At 67.5% G+C, this 22,388-nt stretch carries 20 protein-coding genes; 8 read left to right on the top strand and 12 right to left on the bottom strand.

Annotation, left to right across the window (positions count from 1 at the left end; genetic code table 11):
• Positions 1-39: 39 nt before the first annotated feature.
• The 5 genes from K254_RS0100500 to K254_RS0100480 form a co-directional block, all read right to left on the bottom strand.
• Complete coding sequence (locus K254_RS0100500; protein ID WP_026553740.1) at positions 40-657, bottom strand: DUF6318 family protein; 618 nt, start codon at positions 655-657, stop codon at positions 40-42.
• 131 nt (positions 658-788) lie between these two features.
• On the bottom strand, positions 789-1,358 hold the full coding sequence (gene purN / locus K254_RS0100495) for a phosphoribosylglycinamide formyltransferase (protein ID WP_026553739.1): 570 nt from the start codon (positions 1,356-1,358) through the stop codon (positions 789-791).
• A gap of 33 nt (positions 1,359-1,391) precedes the next feature.
• Complete coding sequence (locus K254_RS20970) at positions 1,392-2,729, bottom strand: cell division protein PerM (RefSeq protein ID WP_051388600.1); 1,338 nt, start codon at positions 2,727-2,729, stop codon at positions 1,392-1,394.
• 138 nt (positions 2,730-2,867) lie between these two features.
• Positions 2,868-3,071 carry a cold-shock protein gene (locus K254_RS0100485; protein ID WP_026553738.1) on the bottom strand — a complete coding sequence of 68 codons (204 nt, stop codon included), beginning with the start codon at positions 3,069-3,071 and terminating at the stop codon, positions 2,868-2,870.
• A 527-nt stretch (positions 3,072-3,598) separates the two neighbouring features.
• Positions 3,599-4,408 (bottom strand): pullulanase X25 domain-containing protein, encoded by an 810-nt coding sequence (locus K254_RS0100480; protein ID WP_035748819.1) that lies wholly within the window; start codon positions 4,406-4,408, stop codon positions 3,599-3,601.
• Between the two features lie 779 nt (positions 4,409-5,187).
• On the opposite strand from K254_RS0100480, the gene K254_RS24625 reads away from it, so the two are divergent.
• Complete coding sequence (locus K254_RS24625; RefSeq protein ID WP_026553736.1) at positions 5,188-7,107, top strand: HNH endonuclease signature motif containing protein; 1,920 nt, start codon at positions 5,188-5,190, stop codon at positions 7,105-7,107.
• A 549-nt stretch (positions 7,108-7,656) separates the two neighbouring features.
• Here K254_RS24625 and K254_RS0100470 read toward each other — a convergent pair.
• The 4 genes from K254_RS0100470 to K254_RS0100455 form a co-directional block, all read right to left on the bottom strand.
• On the bottom strand, positions 7,657-8,496 hold the full coding sequence (locus K254_RS0100470; protein ID WP_026553735.1) for an ABC transporter permease: 840 nt from the start codon (positions 8,494-8,496) through the stop codon (positions 7,657-7,659).
• Between the two features lie 9 nt (positions 8,497-8,505).
• Positions 8,506-9,447 (bottom strand): ABC transporter permease, encoded by a 942-nt coding sequence (locus K254_RS0100465; protein ID WP_081709790.1) that lies wholly within the window; start codon positions 9,445-9,447, stop codon positions 8,506-8,508.
• A gap of 138 nt (positions 9,448-9,585) precedes the next feature.
• Positions 9,586-10,767 carry an ABC transporter substrate-binding protein gene (locus tag K254_RS0100460; RefSeq protein ID WP_155848400.1) on the bottom strand — a complete coding sequence of 394 codons (1,182 nt, stop codon included), beginning with the start codon at positions 10,765-10,767 and terminating at the stop codon, positions 9,586-9,588.
• Between the two features lie 57 nt (positions 10,768-10,824).
• Positions 10,825-11,988 (bottom strand): ABC transporter ATP-binding protein, encoded by a 1,164-nt coding sequence (locus tag K254_RS0100455; RefSeq protein WP_051388598.1) that lies wholly within the window; start codon positions 11,986-11,988, stop codon positions 10,825-10,827.
• A gap of 185 nt (positions 11,989-12,173) precedes the next feature.
• On the opposite strand from K254_RS0100455, the gene K254_RS0100450 reads away from it, so the two are divergent.
• A complete protein-coding gene (locus K254_RS0100450; RefSeq protein ID WP_026553731.1) occupies positions 12,174-12,914 on the top strand; it encodes a FadR/GntR family transcriptional regulator in 741 nt (246 codons plus the stop codon).
• A gap of 149 nt (positions 12,915-13,063) precedes the next feature.
• On the top strand, positions 13,064-13,762 hold the full coding sequence (locus K254_RS24620) for a cache domain-containing protein (protein WP_051388595.1): 699 nt from the start codon (positions 13,064-13,066) through the stop codon (positions 13,760-13,762).
• 163 nt (positions 13,763-13,925) lie between these two features.
• Here K254_RS24620 and K254_RS0100440 read toward each other — a convergent pair whose 3' ends face one another.
• Complete coding sequence (locus tag K254_RS0100440; protein WP_026553730.1) at positions 13,926-14,627, bottom strand: FadR/GntR family transcriptional regulator; 702 nt, start codon at positions 14,625-14,627, stop codon at positions 13,926-13,928.
• A 216-nt stretch (positions 14,628-14,843) separates the two neighbouring features.
• Here K254_RS0100440 and K254_RS0100435 point away from each other — a divergent pair, with 216 nt between their 5' ends.
• From K254_RS0100435 to K254_RS0100420, 4 genes are read left to right on the top strand one after another with little or no spacing between them, the layout of a single operon-like run.
• Positions 14,844-16,304, top strand: a complete 1,461-nt coding sequence (locus tag K254_RS0100435; protein ID WP_026553729.1) for a four-carbon acid sugar kinase family protein — start codon at positions 14,844-14,846, stop codon at positions 16,302-16,304.
• 60 nt (positions 16,305-16,364) lie between these two features.
• Positions 16,365-17,267, top strand: a complete 903-nt coding sequence (locus tag K254_RS0100430; protein WP_026553728.1) for an NAD(P)-dependent oxidoreductase — start codon at positions 16,365-16,367, stop codon at positions 17,265-17,267.
• Positions 17,268-17,317: 50 nt separating this feature from the next.
• Positions 17,318-18,772: a GntP family transporter gene (locus K254_RS0100425; protein ID WP_026553727.1), complete on the top strand. Its 1,455-nt coding sequence runs from the start codon at positions 17,318-17,320 to the stop codon at positions 18,770-18,772.
• The gene (locus tag K254_RS0100420) at positions 18,772-19,614 is read left to right on the top strand and encodes a class II fructose-bisphosphate aldolase (protein ID WP_026553726.1); all 843 of its coding nucleotides are present in this window, start codon (positions 18,772-18,774) and stop codon (positions 19,612-19,614) included. Before K254_RS0100425 ends, K254_RS0100420 begins: the two co-directional genes overlap by 1 nt.
• 95 nt (positions 19,615-19,709) lie before the next feature.
• On the opposite strand, the gene K254_RS0100415 is transcribed toward K254_RS0100420, so the two are convergent.
• A complete protein-coding gene (locus K254_RS0100415) occupies positions 19,710-20,375 on the bottom strand; it encodes a hypothetical protein (protein WP_026553725.1) in 666 nt (221 codons plus the stop codon).
• Between the two features lie 226 nt (positions 20,376-20,601).
• On the opposite strand from K254_RS0100415, the gene K254_RS24615 reads away from it, so the two are divergent.
• Positions 20,602-21,618 carry a hypothetical protein gene (locus tag K254_RS24615; protein ID WP_155848399.1) on the top strand — a complete coding sequence of 339 codons (1,017 nt, stop codon included), beginning with the start codon at positions 20,602-20,604 and terminating at the stop codon, positions 21,616-21,618.
• Between the two features lie 38 nt (positions 21,619-21,656).
• On the opposite strand, the gene K254_RS0100405 is transcribed toward K254_RS24615, so the two are convergent.
• Entirely contained in the window at positions 21,657-22,298 is a 642-nt protein-coding gene (locus K254_RS0100405; protein WP_231391826.1) for a CE1759 family FMN reductase, read from the bottom strand.
• Between the last annotated feature and the right edge of the window lie 90 nt (positions 22,299-22,388).

Below are 22,388 nucleotides of genomic sequence, written 5' to 3'. Positions count from 1 at the left end.
GTCCGCCCCGGCCCAGCCGGGCCCCATGGTCTGCTGCGCCTAGCCTGCAGCGCCGGGGATCTCGGCATCCGGGGTGTGCGCGACGGAGAGCATCTTCCATGCCCCTCCGGTGTACTTTGCCTGGATGGTCATCAACGTGGACTTGGCCTGGAACGGGGTGGACGCAGCCTCGGAACCGTCCTTGGCGTAGGTGGTCGATGCGTCCGCACGGTACGCCAGGATGGCCTGGTGGCTGCCATCGGCGGCGGCCTCGGCCGGGTAGACGTTCAAGACCTTCGGCTGTCCACCGAGCATCCAGCCGCCGTCGTTGTACAGGGCCTCCAACAGTGCGGCCGACTCGTTGCAGTAGGTGCAGGCCGGGTCCGAGAGCTGCTGCAGCGGTGCCGCATCGCCGGTCTGCATCACGTAGTTCTGGACATCGAACCAGTAGTAGCTGAACGACGTCAGGGCGCTGGTGGCGTCCTTGTCCATGCCGGCGAAGGGCGTGGGAACGGCAATGTTCCGGGCTGGCGCCGTGGCGGAGGCGGCGGTCGGAGCGGCGGCAGCACTGGCGCTGGAGCCAGCTGCCGCCGTCGTGCCATCTGCGCCGCCGCAGCCCGTCAGGGCCAGCAGCGACATTGCTGCGCCGGCGGCCAGAATGGTCATGTTCTTCTTCATTTCAAGTTCCCCTGGTGTTGCGTTCGGTGTGCCGGGGCCGAAGCCCCCAGACAGCCTAGACTGGCGCAACCAAGGGGTTGAACTCTTGTGGCGCAGCCCACAGATCCCTGCGGGCCGCGCCGGCGCAGCGCCTAGTTGAACGGAGCCGCGAGGTCCTTCAACACGGAGATCAGGAGCGCACGCTCGGCCACCTTGATGCGCTCGTGCAGCGTCTCCTCGGTGTCCACGGGCAGGACCTCGACGGCGCTCTGGGCGATGATGGGGCCCGTGTCCACCCCGGCGTCGGCGAAGTGCACCGTGCAGCCGGTGACCTTCACGCCGTAGGCCATGGCATCGCGGACGCCGTGCGCTCCGGGGAAAGCGGGCAGCAGGGCGGGGTGGGTGTTGACATAGCGGCCCGGGAACGCGTCGATGAAGCTTGGGGCCACGATCCGCATGAACCCGGAGGACACCACATAGTCCGGTGTGTAGGCCTCGACGGCGGCCAGCAGTGCGGCGTCCCAATCGGTGCGGGCGGCAAAGTCCTTGAAGTTCACCACAAAGGTCTCGATCCCGGCCGCGGCAGAGCGGGCGACGCCGGCCGTGTCCGGACGGTCCGCGCCGACGGCGGCAATCTCGACGGGCAGGTCCCCGGCGGCAACGGCGTCAATGACGGCCTGCAGATTCGAACCGGTACCGGAGACAAGAACAACTATGCGCATGCCACAACTTTAGGCGAGGCGCACGGCCGTCCCCTATTCGGCGTCGTCGGCGGTCTTGCTCCGTCGGCCGGACTCCCGGGACTGGCCGGCGGCATTCTCCGGCAGGCGCTCCAGCCAGGGCCCCAGCACGGAACCGACCACGACGCCGACGGCGACCTCGCCGGCCACCCAGACCCCGGTCCAGAGGAAGCCGGGGCCCAGGTCCGTCAGGCGGCCCAGCCCGGCCGAGCCGTGCGAGAGCCAGGCCAGCGCGCCGGCAAAAATGCCCGCGGCAGCTCCGACGACGGCGCCGAGCGCCAGGGTGGAGGCGCTGGCGGTGAACCAGCGGGCCTTGACCTTGATGGAGAGCCACTCGTCGAAGTGGTTCTCCCCCTCGCGGAGGAACCACCAGCCGCCCAGCACGCCTGCCAGGACGGGCACCACCATGGCCACCACGCCCCAGGACAACTCCCCGACGGGCAGGGCCCCCAGGATGGGGATCGCCGGCACCGGAGCCACGGCCGTGCCCAGCGGGCCCACGGTGGAACCGACGCCCAGGTTGAAGCCGGCGCCGCTGGCCCAGGCGAGCGTCCAGAGGACAAAGTTGGGGATGAATCCCAGCTGGGCGATGGTCAGCACCGAGCCACCCAACGCCCCGGAGTTCAGGCCTTGGTAGACGGCCGCGATGTCCGCCCAGTGGATGGCCAGATTGACGGCCAGCAGCACGGCGGCCATGGCCACGGATGCTGCGGCAGCCACGAAACCGGCACGCACTGCCGCCCACATATAGGACCCGGCCCAGCGCGAATGCTGGCTGGTGGTGGCAATCCAATCCACCGCGTCCACGCCGATCAAACGCCCCCAGGCACCCGCCTCGCGGCGCGCGCCAATCACCAGCCCGAGCCCCACGGGAATCAGTGGGATCAGGGTGCCGGCCACCAGCCCTGCTTCGACACCCGGGGCACTGCAGATGAAGGCCGTGCCCAGTCCGACGGCGGCATAGAGTGCCAGCGCACCCAGCAACGCCTGCCAAAGCTGGTCGGTGTAGGAGGCGCGGGCCAGCCGGCGCCCGGCCCGCCAGGACAACAGAAAGGGAATGAGGGTCAGGCCCAAGGGAATCAACGTCAGCGTGCCGCTTTGCAGCGTCGCTGAACTGGGGCCTTCATTCAAGGTCAGGTGCAGCGGGACTGCATGGATCACCAGCCAAGCCTGCCCCGCCAGACGGGCCAGCGTGGCAAGGCTCTTGTCGGCAAAGCCGTCCGCCCACCACACGCCCACCAGCGGAAGGATCACCAGCAGGGCCGAAACCACTGCAGCGACGGCGGATTCCATCGCGCCCTGCAGCCACAACGGCATTGGTAGTCCGCTGCCAGTGCCTGCTCTCTTATTCATCGTCTCCCATGGTGCCATGACCGCCAGCAGTTGCGCTGATGCAACGCCGCCGCAGGCCGGGGCCAGAAGCCGTCAGGGGTTAAACACAAAAGCAGGGCCGGCATGGTGCCGGCCCTGCTTTTGTTCAGGATCTAAAAATTAGATGGCCTGGATGTTGACTGCCTGCGGACCCTTGGGGCCCTGCTCGACGTCGAAGGAAACCTTCTGGTTCTCTTCGAGGGAGCGGTAGCCGCTCGAGTTGATTGCGGAGTAGTGAGCGAAAACATCCTGGCTCTGGTCATCCGGGGAGATGAAGCCGAAGCCCTTTTCGGAGTTGAACCACTTGACGGTACCTGTTGCCATTATTCTTTTCCTTCTGAAGTTTGGAGATTCCGCCCGACCATCGGGCCTCCAGTTACGGTGTCCTGTCCGCTATCTTCAGAAAAGCGGCGTCCCTTTCGGGTGTCGCCGCCTCTACTTCGAAATGCGCAACACTACAACTAACGCCAGTATACATAAATCACTTCGCCGTGCCAGCCCAAAAAGAGATAGTCGTCACGGTGTGTCGTGATCGAGGCCACAGAGGCCGTTCACGAGGCCCCGCAGGGCCGGACCGCAGCCACGGTGCAGTTCCGCGCCATGCCGCGCCGCCGGGGCTGGATGGGCGCACGGCCGCCACCCAGGGGCTCCCCAGATCTTTCCTCAGCATTTCCTTGACCTTTACCAACTGTTCGCCCGGCCGCAGGCAGATACTTTGTTGGCTGCAATTGGATAAGGCCACCCAAAGGGTCCATCACCGCAATGCCGGAACAGTACCCAAAAGGGTTAGGCGGCATGCACGCGCACAAGAGCTGCGCGTGCATGCCGCCTAATGAGTGGCTTACTGGCCCCTACGCCGTGGTCAGGACGTCGTTGGTGGCGTGGTCGTAGCGGAAGGTGATCTCGCCGCCGTCGTGGTGCAGTTCGTGGTCGAAACCGTCGGCTACACCGAAGGCCCCATAGTTCTCATCCCAGGACCCATTGACGACTGCCTTGAACTTGTAGAAGCCCTGCGGCAGCGCCACGGTGAGCTTCCACAGCTGGGCATCTTCATCCAGGTTCATCTGGACCTGCTCCGCCTGCGGCGCCCAGTCCTCATTCGCACCCAACAGGGTGCCGAAATCGCCGGCTATCGCCACGGACGCCGGCTGCTGAACGGCGGGCTGCCCAGCCTCTGCCTTTGCGGTGGGCTCAGCCTTTGCGGTGGACTTGGCCTTTGCGGCCGGCTTCTTGGCCTGGGTCTTCTTGGCGGGAGCCTTTGCTTCCTTGGCCTCCACAGCCTCCGCGGCAGGAGCCGGCGGTGCAGCCGGGAGCGGGGTCTCCGCGGAAACCTGGGTTCCGGCGGCCAGAGCCGCGGTCAGGGAAGCAGCATCAGGGAATTCAACGGTTGCGCGCAGCCCGTCCTCCGTGATGGTCCAACCGCCACGTCCCTTGACCAGCCAGCCCGCCTTGACCAGCTTGGCCGTCGCTGTCGTCAGAGTCTTGTGGCCGCGGGGAATGCCGCCGCTGAGCAGCTCACCTTCCTCGGCATTCAAGGGCACGCGCGCAATGGCCTCGGCCAGCACGACGCCGGCTCCGGGCTTTTCCTCCGCCCACGTTCCAGCGGCCAGAATGTCCAATACGGCTTTGAGACGGAGATTGGTGTTGTCGGAAACGGTCACAGCTGTCCTCCTGGAGGGGTCGATGTGGTTCCAGTGTGCCAGCGCAAAACCGTACTGGTCAGTAGATGACGGTAAACAGTTGGTTTCCAACACCTTTCCGATGCACTGCCGGCTGGAAACAGCTGACACAGGCGCCGATGCCAGCGCCGGAACTGCAGCTCCCGTACGCCACCACGGGCTCGCTGGTCGGCGGTCGGTGGGCAGCAGGAATCTGCACCCTTGGCAGAGTGCTTCGATGGTGGCGCCTTGACGGAAGCCTGCGCTGCAACACCGGCCAGCCACGTTGGAGTTTATGCCTTTGTCGGTTGAAATTATCCCCGCCATTGTGCGCAGAACAAATATCTGGCTTTGGAATCCGGCGGGCAAATTGATCGAATGGCCATGCGGTTAGCGTTGCCCTCGCAATCGCGCGTAGCAGCGGCTTGGGTGGCGGACCGGATCGGCGCCAGTCAACAGAACACCAGACGCACCTGGCCATCAGAATGGTGGCACGCTGGCTCCGAACGCACGTCGACAGCCTTGATGCGCTTCGTATTGAAGCACCTCGTCCGGATTGAAGGGACTACGGGCCAGTCCTCGATGATGCGGTTCAGCGGCGTGGCAACGCGACGGTTGGACGCCAGAGAACCGGGGACCCGCTGCTCGATAACCGCTGAATATATGCAATTTCTCATTTGCCGAGTCCTCCACAGGGTTATTCGCAGGCCGGTTTATCCACAGATTTTGTTGATTCCCCTAAACCTCTTTTCGAAGGCACCAAAGTTTATTAGAATATATGTATGAATTGGTTTGACGGCGGCGGTGGGGCCTCCAGAGACTACGGCGAAGAGCCGGGCGCACCCGCCGCCTTCCCCGGCCCGGCAGCCGGCCCCGACGCGGGCCCGGAGGGCAGGGATGCGCCGGGCCGGGATCCGGAGGGCCGGGACGCGCCGGGCCGGGGTGTGCCGGTGGCGGGCGGGCATCTGCGGGCCGTGCTGCGCCTGGCCCTGGCCGCCGCCGACGCCGCAGGACCGGCAGGCTTCGACCCGGCCGCCCTCCACCTGCCCGCCCACACCGACGCCCAGCTCACCACCCGGGCCGCGCAGCTGGAATCCCTCGCCCGCCACCTGGCCGCACTGCAGATCCACTACGCCGGGGAGATCGCCGCCCGCGCCGCCGCGGGCCGGTACACCGGGACCGGGGCGACGAACCCGATCAACCTGCTCGCCGAAACCCTGCAGATCTCCGGCCGGGAGGCCGCCCGCCGCATCATCCTCGCAGAGCACCTGCTCCCCACCATCGACCCGCTCACCACCCACACCACCGCACCCAGGATGCCCGCCCTGGCCGCCGCGTTCTTCGCCGGGGCCCTGTCGATCGAGGCCGCCCGGATCGTGGCCGACTACACCACCCAGGCCTCCCACCTGGCCGACGGGGGCCGGATCACCCTGCCCGAAGTCCGCACGGTGGAGGAGGCGTTGACGGCCCTGGCCGTGGCCGAACGCCCCGAGATCCTCACCCAGTGCGCGCACCGCACCATCAACCTGCTGGACCCGGACGGGACCGAACCCACCGAGGCCGAGCTGCTGGCCAAGGAGGGCATCCACTTCACCCGGCCCCGCCGCGGACTGGTCCACTTCGATGGACATTTGACCGTGGTCGACTACGAGGAGCTTCTGGCCGCGATCGGCACCGCCACCAACCCCCGCCAGACCGCCGGCATCAACACCATCCCCGGCGCCATGCCCTCCTCCCCGGCCGCGGAGATGCCCGCCTGGGCCCGCGGCCCTGACGCTGGCCCGGACGGCGCTGGCCCGGACGCTGGCCCGGACGCTGGCCCGGACGGCGGGACTGCCGGGGCCGGCACCGCTGGTGCCGCCGGGGACGGAGGGTTGTCCGCTTCCACAGGCTGCGCCCCCACCCACCATGACGCCGCCACATCCACCGCCGCCTCCACCGGCGAGGCCGCCACATCCACCGCCGCCTCCACCGGCGAGGCCGCCACGTCCACCGATCCGGGGCCGGGCACCGATCCGGACCAGTGCACGCAGGACCAGGCCATCCGCGACCGCCGCCCCCGCCCCCAGGCCCTGCTGCACGCCCTGCTGGACTGCGTGCACCTCGCCGCCCGCACCGACACCCTCCCCGACAACGGCGGCCTGCGGCCCCAGCTGTTCATCACCGTCACCCTGGCCGAACTGCGCTCGGGCCTGGGCAGCGCCCTGCTCCCGTACGCCGGGTCCACCTCGATCGCCTCGATCCGCCAGGCCGCCTGCGACGCGCACCTCATCCCGGCCGTGCTCGGCACGAACGGGGAGGTCCTGGACCTGGGCCGCTCACAACGCCTGGTCTCCGCGGCCCTGCGCAGGGCCCTGGTCGTCCGCGACCACGGCTGCGCGTTCCCGGGCTGCACCCGGCCCCCGCAGTGGACCGAGGCCCACCACATCGTGCCCTGGGCCTGCGGCGGGGAAACCTCCCTGGCCAACTGCGTGCTCCTGTGCTCCTGGCACCACCACCTCCTCCACCACACCGGCTGGACGGCGGCCCTGGTGGACGGGGTCCCCTGGTTCACCCCGCCTCTGGCCCTGGACCGGCTCCAACGCCCCCGCCGCAACCACGCCCACAACCCCGACCCCGTCCGCCTCGCCGCCCGGCCCCCGATGCACCCGCCCGGCCGGGAAACGTACCCGCCCGGCCTGGGAGCGGACCCGCCCTGGTAGAAGAAGTGGACGCCGGAGTAGACCGAGGGGCAGTGCACGTCCACTGCGAGGCCCCTGCACGGCCGGGGCACGGCCGGGGCACGCCGGGTCAGTGGGTGAACGTCGCCGCTCCGGTTGAACGGCGGCACTCCGGTTGAATGGTGCCACCCACATGGCGCAGCGGCAGTGCATGATGCTGCACAAATGGCGGGACGGTGGCATGGGTCATTTCAGCTGAATGCGCTCTCCGGACGATGGTTTCGGCTCCTGGGTCAAAGCACCACTTCTGGGTCAAAGCATCAGTTGAGCGCTCTCCAGCCGTCATGCGTTAGAGCAGAGTCCGCCCCATGGAAGGCACCCGGACGCAATGAGGGCCCGGCCAGATGGCCGGGCCCTCATCAACATCTTGCTGTGGCGGTCCTCTGCCCAATGCACGCAGAACATGGGGTGCACTACCCAGGGTCCGCCGTCGTCGGACTACCTTGGAGAGCCGGAGGTGGATCCAAGCAGGCGCCCGGGACCCGCCGTCGTCGGAGGCTTTGAGTCGAACCGCCGAATCTCGGCACCCGGCTACGCCTTGGCTACGGCCTTGGTCCGGGCGGGCCGGCCGCGGCCGATGCCCACGGAGTCGGCGGACAGCCGCTGGGCCAGCCAGATGGGCACGATCGACACGATGATCAGCACGACGGCAACCACGTTGACCACGGGGGCCTGGTTGGGTCGGAAGAGGTTCTGCAGTATCCAGATGGGCAGGGTGGTGTCGCCGGCGCCGATCGTAAAGGTCGTCACGATGATCTCGTCGAAGCTCAGGGCGAAGGCCAGCAGCCCACCGGCCAGCAGGGCCGAGCGCAGTTGGGGGAAGGTCACGAGCCAGAAGGTGGTGAAGACGCCGGCACCGAGATCGGCAGAGGCCTCTTCGAGTTTGCTGTCCATCCGCCGCAACCGGGCGATGACGTTGTTGAACACCGTCACCATGCAGAACGTTGCGTGGGCAATGACCACCGTCCACATGCTCAACGGCACGCCCAGGATGGTGGTGAACATATTGTTCAGCGCAATGCCCGTGACGATGCCGGGAAGTGCAATGGGCAGGATGACCAGCAGGTTCACTGCGTCGCGGCCAAAGAACTTGTAGCGCTGCAGGGCCAGTGACAGCAGCGTACCGAGCACCAGGGAGATGGCGGTGGCCACGAGCGCCACCCAGAGCGAGTTGACCAGCGCTTCCCGCACGCCGGTGGATTCGAAGGCCCTTCCCCACCACTCGAGTGTGAATCCCCTGGGCGGCCAGCCGAAGGTCCTGTCGGCGTTGAATGAGTTCACCACCACCAGCAGCAGTGGCGCATAGATGAAGAGCAGGACCAGGCCGGTCACGGTGCCGAGGATGATTTTGGCGCTGCGGGAGAGTCTCACAACGTGCTCCTAGATGTTGTTCAGGGCGCCGGTGCGGCGGACCACGAAGAGGTAAATCATGATGATCACGATCGGGATCAGGGACACCGCGGAGGCGAACGGCAGGTTGTTGGCCGCGCCAACGTTGGCATACACCACGGTTCCGAGCATTTGCGTGGCCCCACCGACAATTTGTGCTGTGATGTAGTCGCCCAGCGAGAGCGAGAACGTGAAGATGGTGCCGGCGATGATGGACGGGACCAGAATCGGCAGCATGACCAGGCGCATAGTGGTCCAGGGCTTGGCGCCGAGGTCTCCGGAGGCCTCCAGCAGGGAATCGGGCACCTTCTCAAAGCCGGCGTGGATGGGGAGGATCATGAACGGCAGCCAGATGTAGGCCAGTGTCAGGATCACGGCGGTTTCGGAATAGCCGGGGCTGTTGAGTCCGATGGGCGTCCCGAGCCATTCGAGCAGGCCGCCCTCGGCCAGCACATTGCGCCAGGCATAGGCCTTGACTAGGTAGCTGGCCCACAGCGGCATAAGCACGGCGATGACCAGTATCTTCTGCCAGTGTGCCGTGGCGACCTTGGCGATGAAGAAGGAGATCGGCAGGGCAATCACGACGTCGATCATGGTCACGGCCAGGGCTATCCAGATGGTGCGCAATGTAATGGTTTGGTACACGGGGTCCGTGACCACCTGGATGACATTGTCGAAGGTCCAGGTGGTGGAGACCTTGCCCGTGAAGGTGTCCACGGTCCAGAGCGCTGTGATCAGCAGGGCTGCGAGCGCGGCAATGTAGATCACTACCAGCCAGCCGGCCGGTGCCGTGATCAGCCCGGCCAGCCGCAGCCGGGGCGATCTAAAGAGCAGGGCGGAGAACTTGTTTGCTCTGGCCCGCGGCACGGCACCGGCGGCTGGGCCGGCGGCTGGGCCGGGAGTGGCTCCGGGCTGCTGCGTCTGTAGTGCCATGTCGTCTTACCTTTGTTCTGCTGTGCGTTCCGTCGGGGAAGTTCCGTTAGGGAAAGACCGCCAGGGAATGCCGGGGAGGTTTGGGGTGGTGCGGGTGTGGGCGGCCGGCTGGCTGCCCACACTCTGTGGGGCAATGGGTCAGCCCTTGATTTCCGTCCAGGCCTTGGTCCAGGCGGAGTAGTCGGTGCACTTGGCGTCGGTGCGGCCGTCGATGCACTTCTCTACAGGGGTGGTCCAGTACCAGATCTTCTCGGCATAGGCGGCATCACCGGAGTGGTAGGTCGTGCAGTGGGCCTTGTCCGCGGTCAAATCGCAGGCCTTGGGATTCGACGGTGATTCGCCGAAGTACTCGGCCACTGCTGCGTTCGCTGCCGGGCTGGCGATGTGGTTCAGCCACAGGTAGGAGCAGTTCGGGTTCTTGGTCTTGGATCCGATCATCCAGGTGTCGGACCAGCCGGTTGCCCCCTCGGAAGGCAGCAGGGTCTCCACCTGCGTTCCTTCGGCCTGGGCAATGTTGGCTCCGACCTGCCAGGTGGTGCCGATGACGGTGCTGCCGGAGGTGAAGGACTGCACGGACTTCACGACGTCGCTCCAGTACTCGCCGATGTTCTTCCGCTGGGCCTTCAGCAGATCCACTGCGGCCGCCAGCTGGGTGGTGTCCAGCGCGTAGGGGTTCTTGATGTTCAGTTCGGGCTTGTGCGCCATCAGGTACATGGCCGCATCGGCGATGTAGATCGGTGAATCGTAGGCGGTGACCTTGCCGGCGTGGGCGGAGGCGTCGTCGAACACGGAGCTCCAGGAGGTGGGTGCAGGCTGCACCAGGTCGGTGCGGTACATCAGCAGATTGGCGCCCCAGCCGTGCGGCATTCCGTAGTTCTTGCCGTCAACGGTGTTCCACGCCTTGTCCTTCAGGAAGGGGTACACATCGGCGTAGTTGCTCAGCAGTGACATGTTCACTGGCTGCACGTCCCCGCCGGCAACCAGGCGCAGGGAGGCATCGCCGGAGGCGGAGATGACATCGTACTGACCGGTGCGCATCAGCGTCACTGCTTCGTCCGAGGTGCCGAAGGGTTTGAAGTTGACCTTGCAGCCCGTCTGCTGCTCGAAGTCCGTCACCCAGTCAACCTTGGGATCGTTGCTGCCGTCTTCGACGTAGCCGGGCCAGCCGAGGATGGAGATCTGCCCCTCCCCCGGGCCGATCGCGGTCATGGCCGCTGTGGCCGCGCCGCCGGAGCCGCCGCTGGTTCCACAGGCGGTGAGTGCGAGGACGGCAGCCGCCAGGGCCCCCACCACACGCGATGACTTCTTGTTCAGTGCCACTGTGCTTGCCTTTCATAGAGTGATGATGGGTGGAGCTGGGTGGAATCGAAGGGGCGGTCAGGCGGTCGCCGCGGCGGGGCCGGGTTCGGGCAGCCACACGATGTCGCGGTCGGACCAGCCAACCGTGACGGCGGCGCCCACTGCCTGGTTCTCATCGAGCAGTTCATCGCTGGCCAGAACGACGACGGCGGGCCCGTCGTCGAGGGCGATGTGCACCTGGGTTGCGTGCCCGACGTAGACCAGCGAGGTGACGGTGCCGCGCACCGATGTCTCGCCGGGCCCTGCGGCGGGCCTGCCGGCCGAGTGCGCCGGGGCCGCCGCTGCCGCGGCGGAAGTGGACGATGCGGCGGACCCATCCACCACGGGGCGGACATCCCAGCCCAACCGCAGACGCTCGGGGCGGACGGCGAACGCCGTCGCCCGGGAGTAGAGGGCCTTGGCCGCCGCCGGGTCGAAGACATTCGAGGTGCCGACGAAGTTCGCCACGAAGGACCCTGTGGGCCGCTGGTAGATCTCATGGGCGGTGCCGATCTGCGCCAGCTTCCCGTTGTTGAACACGCCAATCCTGTCGCTCATGGTGAGCGCTTCCTCCTGGTCGTGCGTGACGAAGATGAACGTAATGCCCAGCGAACGCTGCAGTTCCTTGAGCTCGATCTGCATCTGCTGGCGGAGCTTGAGGTCCAGGGCGCCGAGCGGTTCATCCAGCAGCAGCACCTTGGGCTCCACCACCAGGGCCCGGGCCAGGGCCACGCGCTGGCGCTGGCCGCCGGAGAGCTGGGAGGGCCGGCGGGTGACGAACTTGCCCAGCTGCACCCGATCCAGAGCCTCGACGGCGCGCTCGCGGCGCTCCCGCTTCCCTACGCCGCGCACCCGCAGACCATAGGCCACGTTGTCCACCAGCGACATGTGCGGGAACAGCGCATAGTCCTGGAACACCGTGTTCACGTCCCGTTCGAACGGCGCCTTGCCGCTGACGTCCACACCCTCCAGTTCGATGGTCCCCGAGGTGGGCAGGTCGAAGCCGGCGATCATGCGCAGCACGGTGGTCTTGCCGGAGCCGGAGGGTCCCAGCATGGAGAAGAACTCCCCCTGGCGGATGTCCAGGTCGACGCCGTCCACCGCTACGGCGTCGCCGAAGGTCTTGGTGAGGTTGCGCAGCCGGATGGCCGGAACGTCCTGGGTCTGCTGCGGCTTTGCGCCGATCAACGCTGTCTCGGTCATGAGGTGCGCCTTTCCCCGTTGCCGGTGGTCTGAAGGTGGTCGTCTACCAGTGAGTGTTCAAGTGTGATCTGGAACACATTGGCCCGATCGAGATAAACACTATAACTTCAGATGATTTATGTATAGACCCCCGGGGGAACTTCTGGTTACGATGGCAATGACCAATTTCAGGAGAGGCGGCGCGGATGTCTTTGTCACCACTTGGCGCCTCCCGCAGCCTTGCTGCGGTGTTCACGCCGATCAAGTCCGGCGGCCTGGTGGATGAGGTTTGCCAGCGCATTGAACTTGCCGTGGAGACAGGTTTGCTGACCAGCGGCCAGCGCCTTCCCAACGAAGTCGAGCTTGCCGCCGCTCTGGGCGTCTCCGCGGTCACCGCCCGCGAGGCGCTGTCCCAGCTCCGCGGCCAGGGGCTGATCCGCACGGCGCGCGGCCGCAGCGGTGGAAGTTTTGTGGCCGACGATGCCCTCCCCTCTCTGGTGCGGGCCCGCGAGAAACTGCGCGGCCTGACGCGCCTGCAGATCAGCGATCTGGGCCTGCACTACCAAGCGATTGCCGTCGCCTGCGCGGGTGTTGCCGCGCGGCGGGCGGACGCCAACGACGTCGAGGCGCTGCGCTACTTCGTCCGCCCCGAGACTGATACTCCGCTGAGCTGGCGGCTTGCGTCCTCGGAGTTCCTGCTGGAGATCGCCGCCGTCGCGCGCTCGGCGCGGCTGGCCCGCGAACTACTGCGGCTGCAGGCTGATCTGGGCACGTTGACCCTGCTGCCCTTTGGCGACAGGGAGTTCTGCGAACACGCCGCCACCCTCAGCGAGGCGGTCACGGATGCCATCGCAGCCCGGGACCCCATGGCCGCCGAGTCCCGCACCAAGGAACTCGTCTCGGCCACCATCAACTGGCTGCTGGCCGCACACGCGGCAGATCAATAGACTGCTCGGCAGCACCATTCAGAAGCGCTACCCTCAGCAGCAGGACCATCCAGAACCAGTGCAGTTCAGTACCAGAACCAGAACCACCTCGACAGCCGGCGGCACCCCGCGGGCCCGGCGGCGTCGTCCTATCCAGAAGGCAGTGCATCATGACTGAAGTGAAAACCACCGCGGATGCCGTTGGGCAGCTGGATGGCTTCGTGGCGGGGATCGAACGCCGGCTTGATGTCTGGGCCGCGGCCACGCAGGAGTGGATCGCCTCCAGCGGCAAGCTGACCGGCACGGCCATCGACAAGTTCATCCGCGCGGCCGTGGTGCAACTGCTCACGGATCCGGAGGGCCATGTTGCCGGGGCCGGCTTCATCGCCAACGCCGGGCTGATGGAGCCCGAGCGCAGCTACATTGCCTGGTGGCAGGGCGATGACATGGAGCGCGTGGATGCCTTGGCCAATTTCAGCCCGCAGTCGCTCAGCCGCTACGTCAAGGCCGAGTGGTTCCGGATCCCCGTGGAAACCGGACTGCCACACGTCACCGGACCGTACATCGATTTCCTCTGCACCGATGAATACGTGCTGACCTTCACCCACCCCATAGTCCAGGGGGATGGTTCGGTCGCCGGCATCGTGGGACTGGATGTCACAGCGCAGACGTTTGAACGCCTGGGGCTGCCGCTGCTGCGCACCATTGGGCCGCGCGCCGCGCTGGTGAACACCGATGGGCGCACCATTGTCTCGGCGGCGCCGGACATCAATGCCGGCGACATCGTGGAACCCCCCGACGGCGCCGAGGAGCACCGTGTGGGGCGGCAGTTCCGCCTATTGTCGGCGGTCGAGGCCACCGGACTGTAGGCCCGGCTCCCCCAAGAGGCCCGGCTCCCCAAGAGGCCCGGCTCCCCAAGGCAGCGGGCCACGCACCAAACGCCAGGCGGCCGGTCCGGGCCGGTTCTGGCCGGTTCTGGCCGGTTCTGGCCGGTTCTGGCCGGTCCGGGCCGGTCCGGGCCAGAAAAAACGCTCAGCCCTGAAGAACGTACGTCTTCAGGTCCTCCAGCGTCTGGATCATGTGGTTGTCCATGGCGATGCGGGCGCTTTCCGGATCGCGTGAGCGCAGCGAGGCGAGGATCCGCCCGTGCATGTCAATAGCGTTCGCCTGGATCTGCGGCACCCGCGAGGTCTGGGCGCGCCGGTTCTCCAGCACGCGGTGGAGCGGGTCGAACAGCACCGAGACAAAGACGTTGCCGCAGGCATGGAGGATGACGTCGTGGAAGGCGAGATCCGCCTCGACAAACGCGGCGACGTCGTCGCGCTGGTGGGCGGCGCGCATGGCCTCTACATGCGCCTCCAACAGGTCCAGTTCGGCGTCGCTGATCCGCGTGGCGGCCAGCTCACAGGCGCCCGTTTCCAGCATGCGGCGCAGCTCGATCAGCTGGACGGCAGCGACAGCGTCGTTCTTCCCCTCGGAGGCGGCCCGCAGGACGGCCTCCAGGGAAACCCACTGGCTCAGGGGGTTCACGAAGGTCCCGCGGCCGCGCTCAACGCTTAGGATCCGCTGGGCCTCGAGGGTCTTCATGGCCTCGCGGACCGTCATCCGGCTGACCTCGTGCTGGGCACTGAGCTCAAGCTCGCCGGGCACGACGGATCCCGGCGGGAATTCGCCGGCCACGATCCTATCCAGCAGATCGTCCGCGACCACACCGGTCAACGATTTGCGCGCCATGCTCCCCCTTTTCCCAGTGCAACGTTCCATGTACAGCGATGTTCCAGTTTATGGGGTCGAACCCCCAGTCCACCGCCCCGCCCAACAGGCCCACCAGAGGGCGCAGTTCCGGGCCTCGGAAGCCCTCACTTGCACAGATGCTGTGGTTGGTGCCACAATATCATTCAAATGTCAGACATCTGACAAAAGCACAACTTCCGCACAAAGAGGTGTCCCATGATCCTTGAATCCGAACTGCTGGCCGGCTTCCCCGCCGAGGTCCACGTGGCCGCAGCCGATGTCGCCGCCACGGTGTCCGACTCCAACCGCGTCCTGGTGGTCCTCGACGACGACCCGACGGGCACCCAGTCGGTGGCCAACCTGCCGGTGCTGACCCGCTGGACCGAAGAGGACTTCGTCTGGGCCTTTACCCACCAGATCGACGGCGCCCGGGCCGGGGCCGTCTACGTGCTCACCAACACCCGCAGCCTGGACCCGGCCGAAGCCGCCGAGCGCAACCGCCAGATTGTCACCAGCGCGCTGGCCGCTGCCGAAACCACTGGCACGGTGGTGGGCTTTGTCAGCCGCAGCGACTCCACCCTGCGCGGGCACTACCCGCTGGAACCGGACACCATCGCCGAGACTCTGGCGGCCACAACCGGCGCCACGGCCGACGGCGTCGTGATCGTTCCGGCCTTCCCCGACGCCGGGCGCATCACCATCGGCGGCGTGCACTACATGCGCACCGCCGGTGGCACGCTGACCCCCACGGGCGAAACCGAGTTCGCCCAGGACGCCACCTTTGGCTACACCAACTCCCGCCTCGCTGACTACGTGCAGGAGAAGTCCCTGGGACGTTTCCAGGCCGCGGACGTCATCGTCGTTGACCTGAACCTGCTGCGCACCGGCACCCCGGCAGAGGGTGCGGCCGCCGTGGCCGATGCCATCGCCGCGGCCACGGATTCCACGCCGATCGTGGTGGACACCGTGACCGAAAACGATCTGCGCATCCTCGCCCTGGGCCTGGACGAGGCCGAACGCCGCGGCAAGACGCTGATCTACCGGGTGGGCCCGCCGTTTGTCCGCGCCCGGATCGGCCAGGAGATCCACCCCGAGCTGGAAACCAGCGAGATCTTCACGCAGGACGAGACAGCCGGTGCCGCCGGCGGCCTGATCGTCGTCGGCTCCCACGTGGGCGTCACCACCCGCCAGCTCAAGGCCCTGACCGAGCAGCACCGCTCCGCCAGCATCATCGAGATCGACGTTGAGCAGCTGCTCGGCGAGGACGCAGCCGCCCACCTGGACGGAACTGTGTCCGCCGTCGTCACGGCCCTGGCCACGGGCGACGTCATCGTCCACACCAGCCGTCTGCTGATCAAGACCGACGACGCCGCCGCGAGCCTGCGCATCGCCCGCAGCGTCTCCGCCGCCGTCGTCGAGGTGGTCAACAGGACGCTGAAGACCTCCCCGCCGCGCTTCGTCATCGCCAAGGGCGGCATCACCTCCTCGGATGTGGCAGCCCACGGCCTGGAAATCCGCCACGCCATTGTCCGCGGCCCCATGCTGCCGGGCATTGTCTCCCTCTGGGAGCCCGTGGGCGGCCCCGCCGCGGGCATCCCCTACATCGTCTTCGCCGGCAATGTGGGCGATGACCAGTCGCTGGCGCAGGTCACCCGCAAGCTCAGCAGCACCTTCTAAACGCTTCGCCCAATCCCCCACTGCCCAGTTCATGGGCACAGCCTTGCCTAGGAGAATTCCATGTCCACCAACTACACCGTCACCGTTCTGGGCCTCGGGGCCATGGGCCTGCCCATGGCCACTCGTTTGGCCAGCAAGCTCACCGTCAACGGCTTCGACATCGCAGCCCCCCGCCTGGAGCTGGCCCGCGAGGCCGGCGTGCGCACCTTTGACTCGGCCCGCGCGGCCGTCCAGGGCGCCGACGCGCTGCTGCTGGCCGTCCGCAACGGCGAGCAGCTGAACGATGTGCTCTTCGGCGACAACGGCGTGGCCCCGGCCCTGGCCAAGGGCTCCGTCGTGATCCTGACCAGCACCGTGGGCACCGAGGCCATCGCCGGCACGGTGGCGCGCCTGGCCGAGTACGGCGTCGAATTGGTGGATGCACCGCTTTCCGGCGGCCCCGTCCGTGCCGGCGACGGCGATCTGCTGATCGTCGTCGGCGCCACCCCGGCCGCTCTGGCCCAGGCCACCCCCGTGCTGGAACTGCTGGCCTCCACGCTGACGGTGGTGGGCGACAAGCCCGGCGACGGCCAGGCCATGAAGACCGTCAACCAGCTGCTCTGCGGCGTGCACATCGCCGCAGCCGCCGAGGCACTGGCCCTGGCCGATGCGCTGGGCCTGGACCAGGCCAAGACGCTCGCTGCGCTGGAGGCCGGAGCCGCCGGATCCTTCATGCTCTCCAACCGCGGCCCGCGCATCCTGCAGGCCTACACCGAGGAGGGCGCCGAGGTGCTCAGCCGCCTGGACATCTTCGTCAAGGACATGGGCATCGTGGGCAAGGCCGCCCGCGCCGCCTCCCTGGCCGCCCCCGTGGCCGCTGCCGCCGAGCAGCTGTTCCTGCTGGGCCAGGCCCAGGGGCTGGCTGCTGAGGACGATTCCGCCGTCATCAAGGTTGTGGCGCCCACCCAGCGCCACGCCGGCTAGACACCCGTTGTGATTGCACCAAGCCTGGCGTCAAAGGAGACTTCACAGAGATGAACACCGTAATCAACCCCCTGATGCTTGCGGCGGCGGACACGCCCGTCATCAAGCCCGCGGTGGAGCTGGGCACTCCCCTGCTGCTCACCATCGCCGCAGCCGGCGTGGCGCTGCTGCTCGTCATGATCGTCCGCTTCAAGATCCATGCCTTCGTCTCCCTGCTGACGGTGAGCATCCTGGTGGCCGTGGCCGCGCAGATCCCGTTGAAGGACATCTTCACCGTGGTCTCCACCGGCGTCGGCGGCACCATGGGCAAGGTGGCTCTGCTGATCGCCCTCGGCGCCATCCTGGGCCGGATGATCGAGGTCTCGGGCGGTGTGCAGTCGCTGGCCGACCACTTCACCGCAACGCTGGGGCCCAAGCGGGTGGCCATTGCACTGACCATCGTGGGCTTCCTGGTGGCCATTCCGGTGTTCTTTGAGGTCGGCGTCATCGTCCTGGTGCCGATCGTCTATGCGTTCTCCAAGATCGCCAATGTCCACCCGGTCAAGTTCGGCCTGCCGATGGCCGGCATCATGCTGGCCATCCACGTGGCCGTCCCGCCGCACCCGGGCATTGTCGCCGGGGCCGGCGTGCTGGGCGCCGACGTCGGACTGATCATGATTGTTTCGCTGGCCATCTGTGTGCCGCTGGGCTTCCTGAGCTACTGGGTTTCCAGCATTCTGAACCGCCGGTCCTACGCGCTGCTGCCCTCCGTGGCGGCCCAGCTGGAGGAATTCGGCAGCCCGGAGACCCTCATGGCCGGCCACAAGGGCGACATGGCCCCGCCGCGGCCGCGCCTGATCATCTCCCTGATCGCCGCACCCATCGTCCTGATCCTGCTCGGCACCCTGGGCACGCTGACCCTGGAAAAGGGCACCTTCTGGCACGGCTTCTCCGCCTTCGTGGGCAACCCTTTCTTCGCCCTGCTGGTGGCTGTGGCTCTGTCCTTCTACACCCTGGCCATCCGCCGCGGCTGGTCGCTGCAGGAAACCAGCGACATCTTCGAGGGCGCCCTGCCACCGATCGCCTCGATTCTGATGATCGTCGCCGGTGGCGGCATCTTCGGCACCGTGCTGCAGGTCAGTGGCATCGGCGCGGCCCTCTCGCACACGCTGGACGGCTGGGGCATGCCGATCCTGCTGCTCGGCTTCATCATCTCCCTGGCGCTCCGCGCGGCCCAGGGTTCGGCCACGGTGGCCATTGTGACAACCACCGGACTGCTGACGGCCGCCATCCAGGCGGGCCACTACAGCCCGGCCCAGATTGCCGTGATTGTCATCGCCATCGGCTTCGGCTCGCTGGGCCTGTCCCACGTCACCGACGCCGGCTTCTGGGTGGTGGTGCGCTACTACGGCCTCACCGTGGCCGACGGACTGAAGACCTGGACCGTATTGACCACCGTCCTGGGCATCGCAGGCTTCCTGTTGACCTGCCTCGCCTGGGTTCTCGTTGGCGGGATGGCTGCCTGATGCGCGCCCATTTGGATGACCTTGTTGGAAACGCCCTGGCCGCAGGCGGCGCCGTTCCGGCCCTGACCTGCTACGACTTCACGACGGCGCTGGCCGTCGTCGAGGCAGCGGAGGCCGCCGGCACCGGCGTCATTCTGCTGGTGGCCCCCAAGTCCGCGGCCTCCGTGTCCGGGCTGCGTTTGGTGTCGGCGCTGCGCGGGCTGGCCGACGCCGCCACGGTGCCGGTCTGCGTCCAGCTGGACCACGCCAGCAATCTGGAGGCGATCAAGGCCGGGATCGACGCCGGTGCCGACTCGGTGCTGGCCGACGGCTCCTCGCTGGAGCTGGAGGCGAACATCGCACTGGTCAACAGTGTGCGCGCCGCCATCGACAACCCGGACATCGTGATCGAGGCCGAGCTGGGCGGGCTGGCCGGCAACGAGGACAAGGCCTTCGCCCTGGCCGCAACCGGCCTGACGGATGAGGCCCAGGTGGCGGACTTCGTCCGGCGCAGCGGTGCACAGCTGCTGGCCGTGGCCGTGGGCAACGTCCACGGCAAGTACGCCGGCGAGCCGATGCTGCACTGGGACCTGCTGGAGCGCATCGCCGCCGAGGCGGGTGTGCCGCTGGTGCTCCACGGCGCGTCCGGCATTCCGGCCGAGGACCTCGCAAAGGCCCCGGGCCTTCGCGTGGGCAAGGTCAATTTCAACACCGAGCTGCGCACCGATGTGCTCGGCATGCTGGAATCCGAGGTCTCCGCCCACCGCGTGGACGGCGAAAACCTGCTGGGCCTGCTGACGCTGTGGAATGCCACGGCGCGCGGCTTCGCGGCCAAGACGCTGGAGCTGCTCGGCGGCAAGTAGGCCGGCACGGCATTTGAATAGAGCACGACGACGGACGGTCCCCTGGGTGGGGGCCATCCGCCGTCGCCTGTCCTCGCGCCCCGGGCGGCTGGTCCTCAGCCGGCGGTGGGGCCGAGCATCTGCGCCGCCTTCTCCTCCAGTGCGGCGATGGAGACATCCGGCAGCACCAGCAGTCCGTCCAATTCCCTCCGGGCCCGCTTGTAGGCCGTCTGCCTCTCGGCCTCGGTGGCGCCATCGTCGACGACGATGGCCACCAGCTTGCGGGCAGTGGCCAGCCGCTGGCGTTCACCCTCGCTGAAAGCGCTGTCCTTGAGCCGCTTGGCCTCGTGCTCGGCCACGTCGAAGGCCACCTCGTAGGTGTTGACGGCCGCGCGGTATTCGGCCAGCGCCGCCGTCGAGTCCATGTCCGCCGGATCGGCGGGCCGGAGGCCGTCCGCGGTGCGCTTGGCCCGCAGGAACGCCACGGTCAAGGGCTCGCGGACATCGGTCATCATGGGGAAGTCGATCAGCTTCCCGACATCCAATTCATAGTCCAGCCAGCGCTGGTTGACGGCGTCGTGCGCGGCCACGAGTGCTTCAACATCTGTGGTCCGGTTCGCCTCCAGCGCCACACTCTGGTGCTGGAGCTTGTACAACTCCACCTTGCGCTGGTGCCGGCGTTCGGCGGCCTTGGACCAGGCCCTCCCCCAACCGCCGGCCATGCCGGCCAGGGGGAACACCAACCACCAGTAATGGGCCAGGAAATCAAAGAAGGGCTGCACCTCCCCATCCTGCCACCGGCGCCGGGAAGGCTCAACGAGGCGGCCCCGCGCGGCGCCGGAAGACTACCCAACTGGGCGCCCCGTGGGTGCCCTGCGTGGCGCCGGGAGCCTGCCCTGCGGGGCCCGGCCACGGGCCGCCGGCGCACCACTTCGCGGGCCCGTGGGGGCCTCCACAGTGCCCGTTCCATTGCTGCGCAGTTGTGGCAGAATCGGCAGTGAGGTCACCATGAATGCCAATGAAACACCACGGCCTGCCGGCCGGCATGTGCGGCAAATTCCGGACGTCGGCCGCCGCCGCGTTCTGCTGGCCCTTGCCGCCGGGGCCGCGGTGACGGCGTTCCGGGCCAACATCGCCGCCGACTACAGGCTCACCGAGGATTCCTCCTTCAAGGTGGTCACGCCGTCGAACGCGAAGAACGACGCCGCGGCCCTCCGCTTTCCCGGCCGGGCCTGGTACCTGCTGCCCGGATTCCGGGTCTCCAACCGCACCGCCGGCCGCAAGCTCGAGGCACTGCAGCCGGCCATGAATGAGCGCGCCCCGGCGTCGTACATCGGCTACTCCAACGAGGGCATCGACATCGCCCAGCTGTTCATCGCCATCCAACGGGACGCCTTCGCCCGGAAGGTCACCACGGCCTATCTCTATGGCGACAGCTTCGGCGGCATGGTGGCGGCGGTTCTTGCGCCGCTGCTGGAACAGAACGGCATCCACGTGAAGCTGATCGTCTTCGCCTCCAGCCCCTCCGACGTCAGCCAGGTCAAGGATCCGGGCAAGGACTACATCGCCATGGCCGGGGTGGTGGTCCCGCTGACGGGAATTGTGGGCCGGCTGGCCGCGGGCGTGTGGAGCGGGCTGTCCAATCCCAACGGCGAGGACATGTACCAGGCGGCACGGTCTGGGGTGGGCAGGTCGATGGACCCGGACCAGACCTCGCTGATCCTCTCCACCACGCAGGCCACGTTCCTGCAGGCCTTCCCGGCCCAGTTCGACGGCGGCGTGTCCCCCAGCACCGGGATCGGCCTGCTCTACGACCCGGAGGATTTCATTGTGGATGCAGCCGCCGCCATCCGGGGATGGCGGCGGCTGCTGGGGTCAAGCTTGTCGTTCCAATACGATGTGCCGCACACCGGCCACGCCAGCCCGGAGATCCACCCCGATGTCTACGACACCGGCCTGCGGGTGCTCCAGGATGTGCTGGACCGCAGGCCCCGGACGTCGGCGCCGCCCACGCTGTACTTCTAGGCGGTGCCGGTCCGGTGGTTCGCGCCGGCGTCAGCGCGTCAGCGGGCGGTGATTTGCGCGAGCAGCTGCTCGAAGGGCAGGGATTCCATCTTCTCGGCCTCGCGGGCTGCACGCTTGGCCTTGTGGTCAAGCGCCGGTTGGGATGATCCGATGGATCCACCGGCGGCGTTTCCCTGTGAGCGCGTCCCGCCGGTCGGTGCCAGGGCGACGGCAAGCTCGCCGGCCCCCTGGGCGATGCGGCGGTCCAGACCGTCGGCCCCGCCGCCACCTTGGCCCCAGTCCTCCGGGGAGGCGTAGACGGCGGTCGGCATGGTGCGCGCCCTCAGGTAGCTGAACAGCGGCCGGATCGCCATGTCCAGCACCAGCGAATGCCGCGAACTGCCGCCGGTGGCGCCGAAGAGCACCGGCATGCCGTCGAGCAGTTTGGGATCCAGAATGTCGAAGAAGGATTTGAACAGGCCGCTGTAGGAGGCACTGAACACCGGGGTCACGGCGATCATGGCATCCGCGTCCTCAACCTTGGCGATGACGGCGGCCAGGGCGGGGCCCGCGTAGCCTGTCACAAGGTTGTTGGCGATGTCGCCGGCGTAGTCGCGCAATTCGACGACGTCCACCACCGCCGTCGTGCCCAGCTCCGCCAGCTGGGCGGTGACGGCTGCGGCCAGCTGGTCGGCGAGCATGCGGCTCGACGACGGAACGCCGAGGCCTCCTGAAACAACAACTATCCTGCGCTGCTCTTGCGTCCCGTGCTGCACTTTCGACTCCTTCTC

It is taken from the genome of Arthrobacter sp. 35W (assembly GCF_000482545.1).
In the GTDB taxonomy this organism is placed as follows: domain Bacteria; phylum Actinomycetota; class Actinomycetes; order Actinomycetales; family Micrococcaceae; genus Specibacter.
Note: the sequence above shows the minus strand (reverse complement) of the source record. Positions and strands in the feature narration are given on the sequence as shown.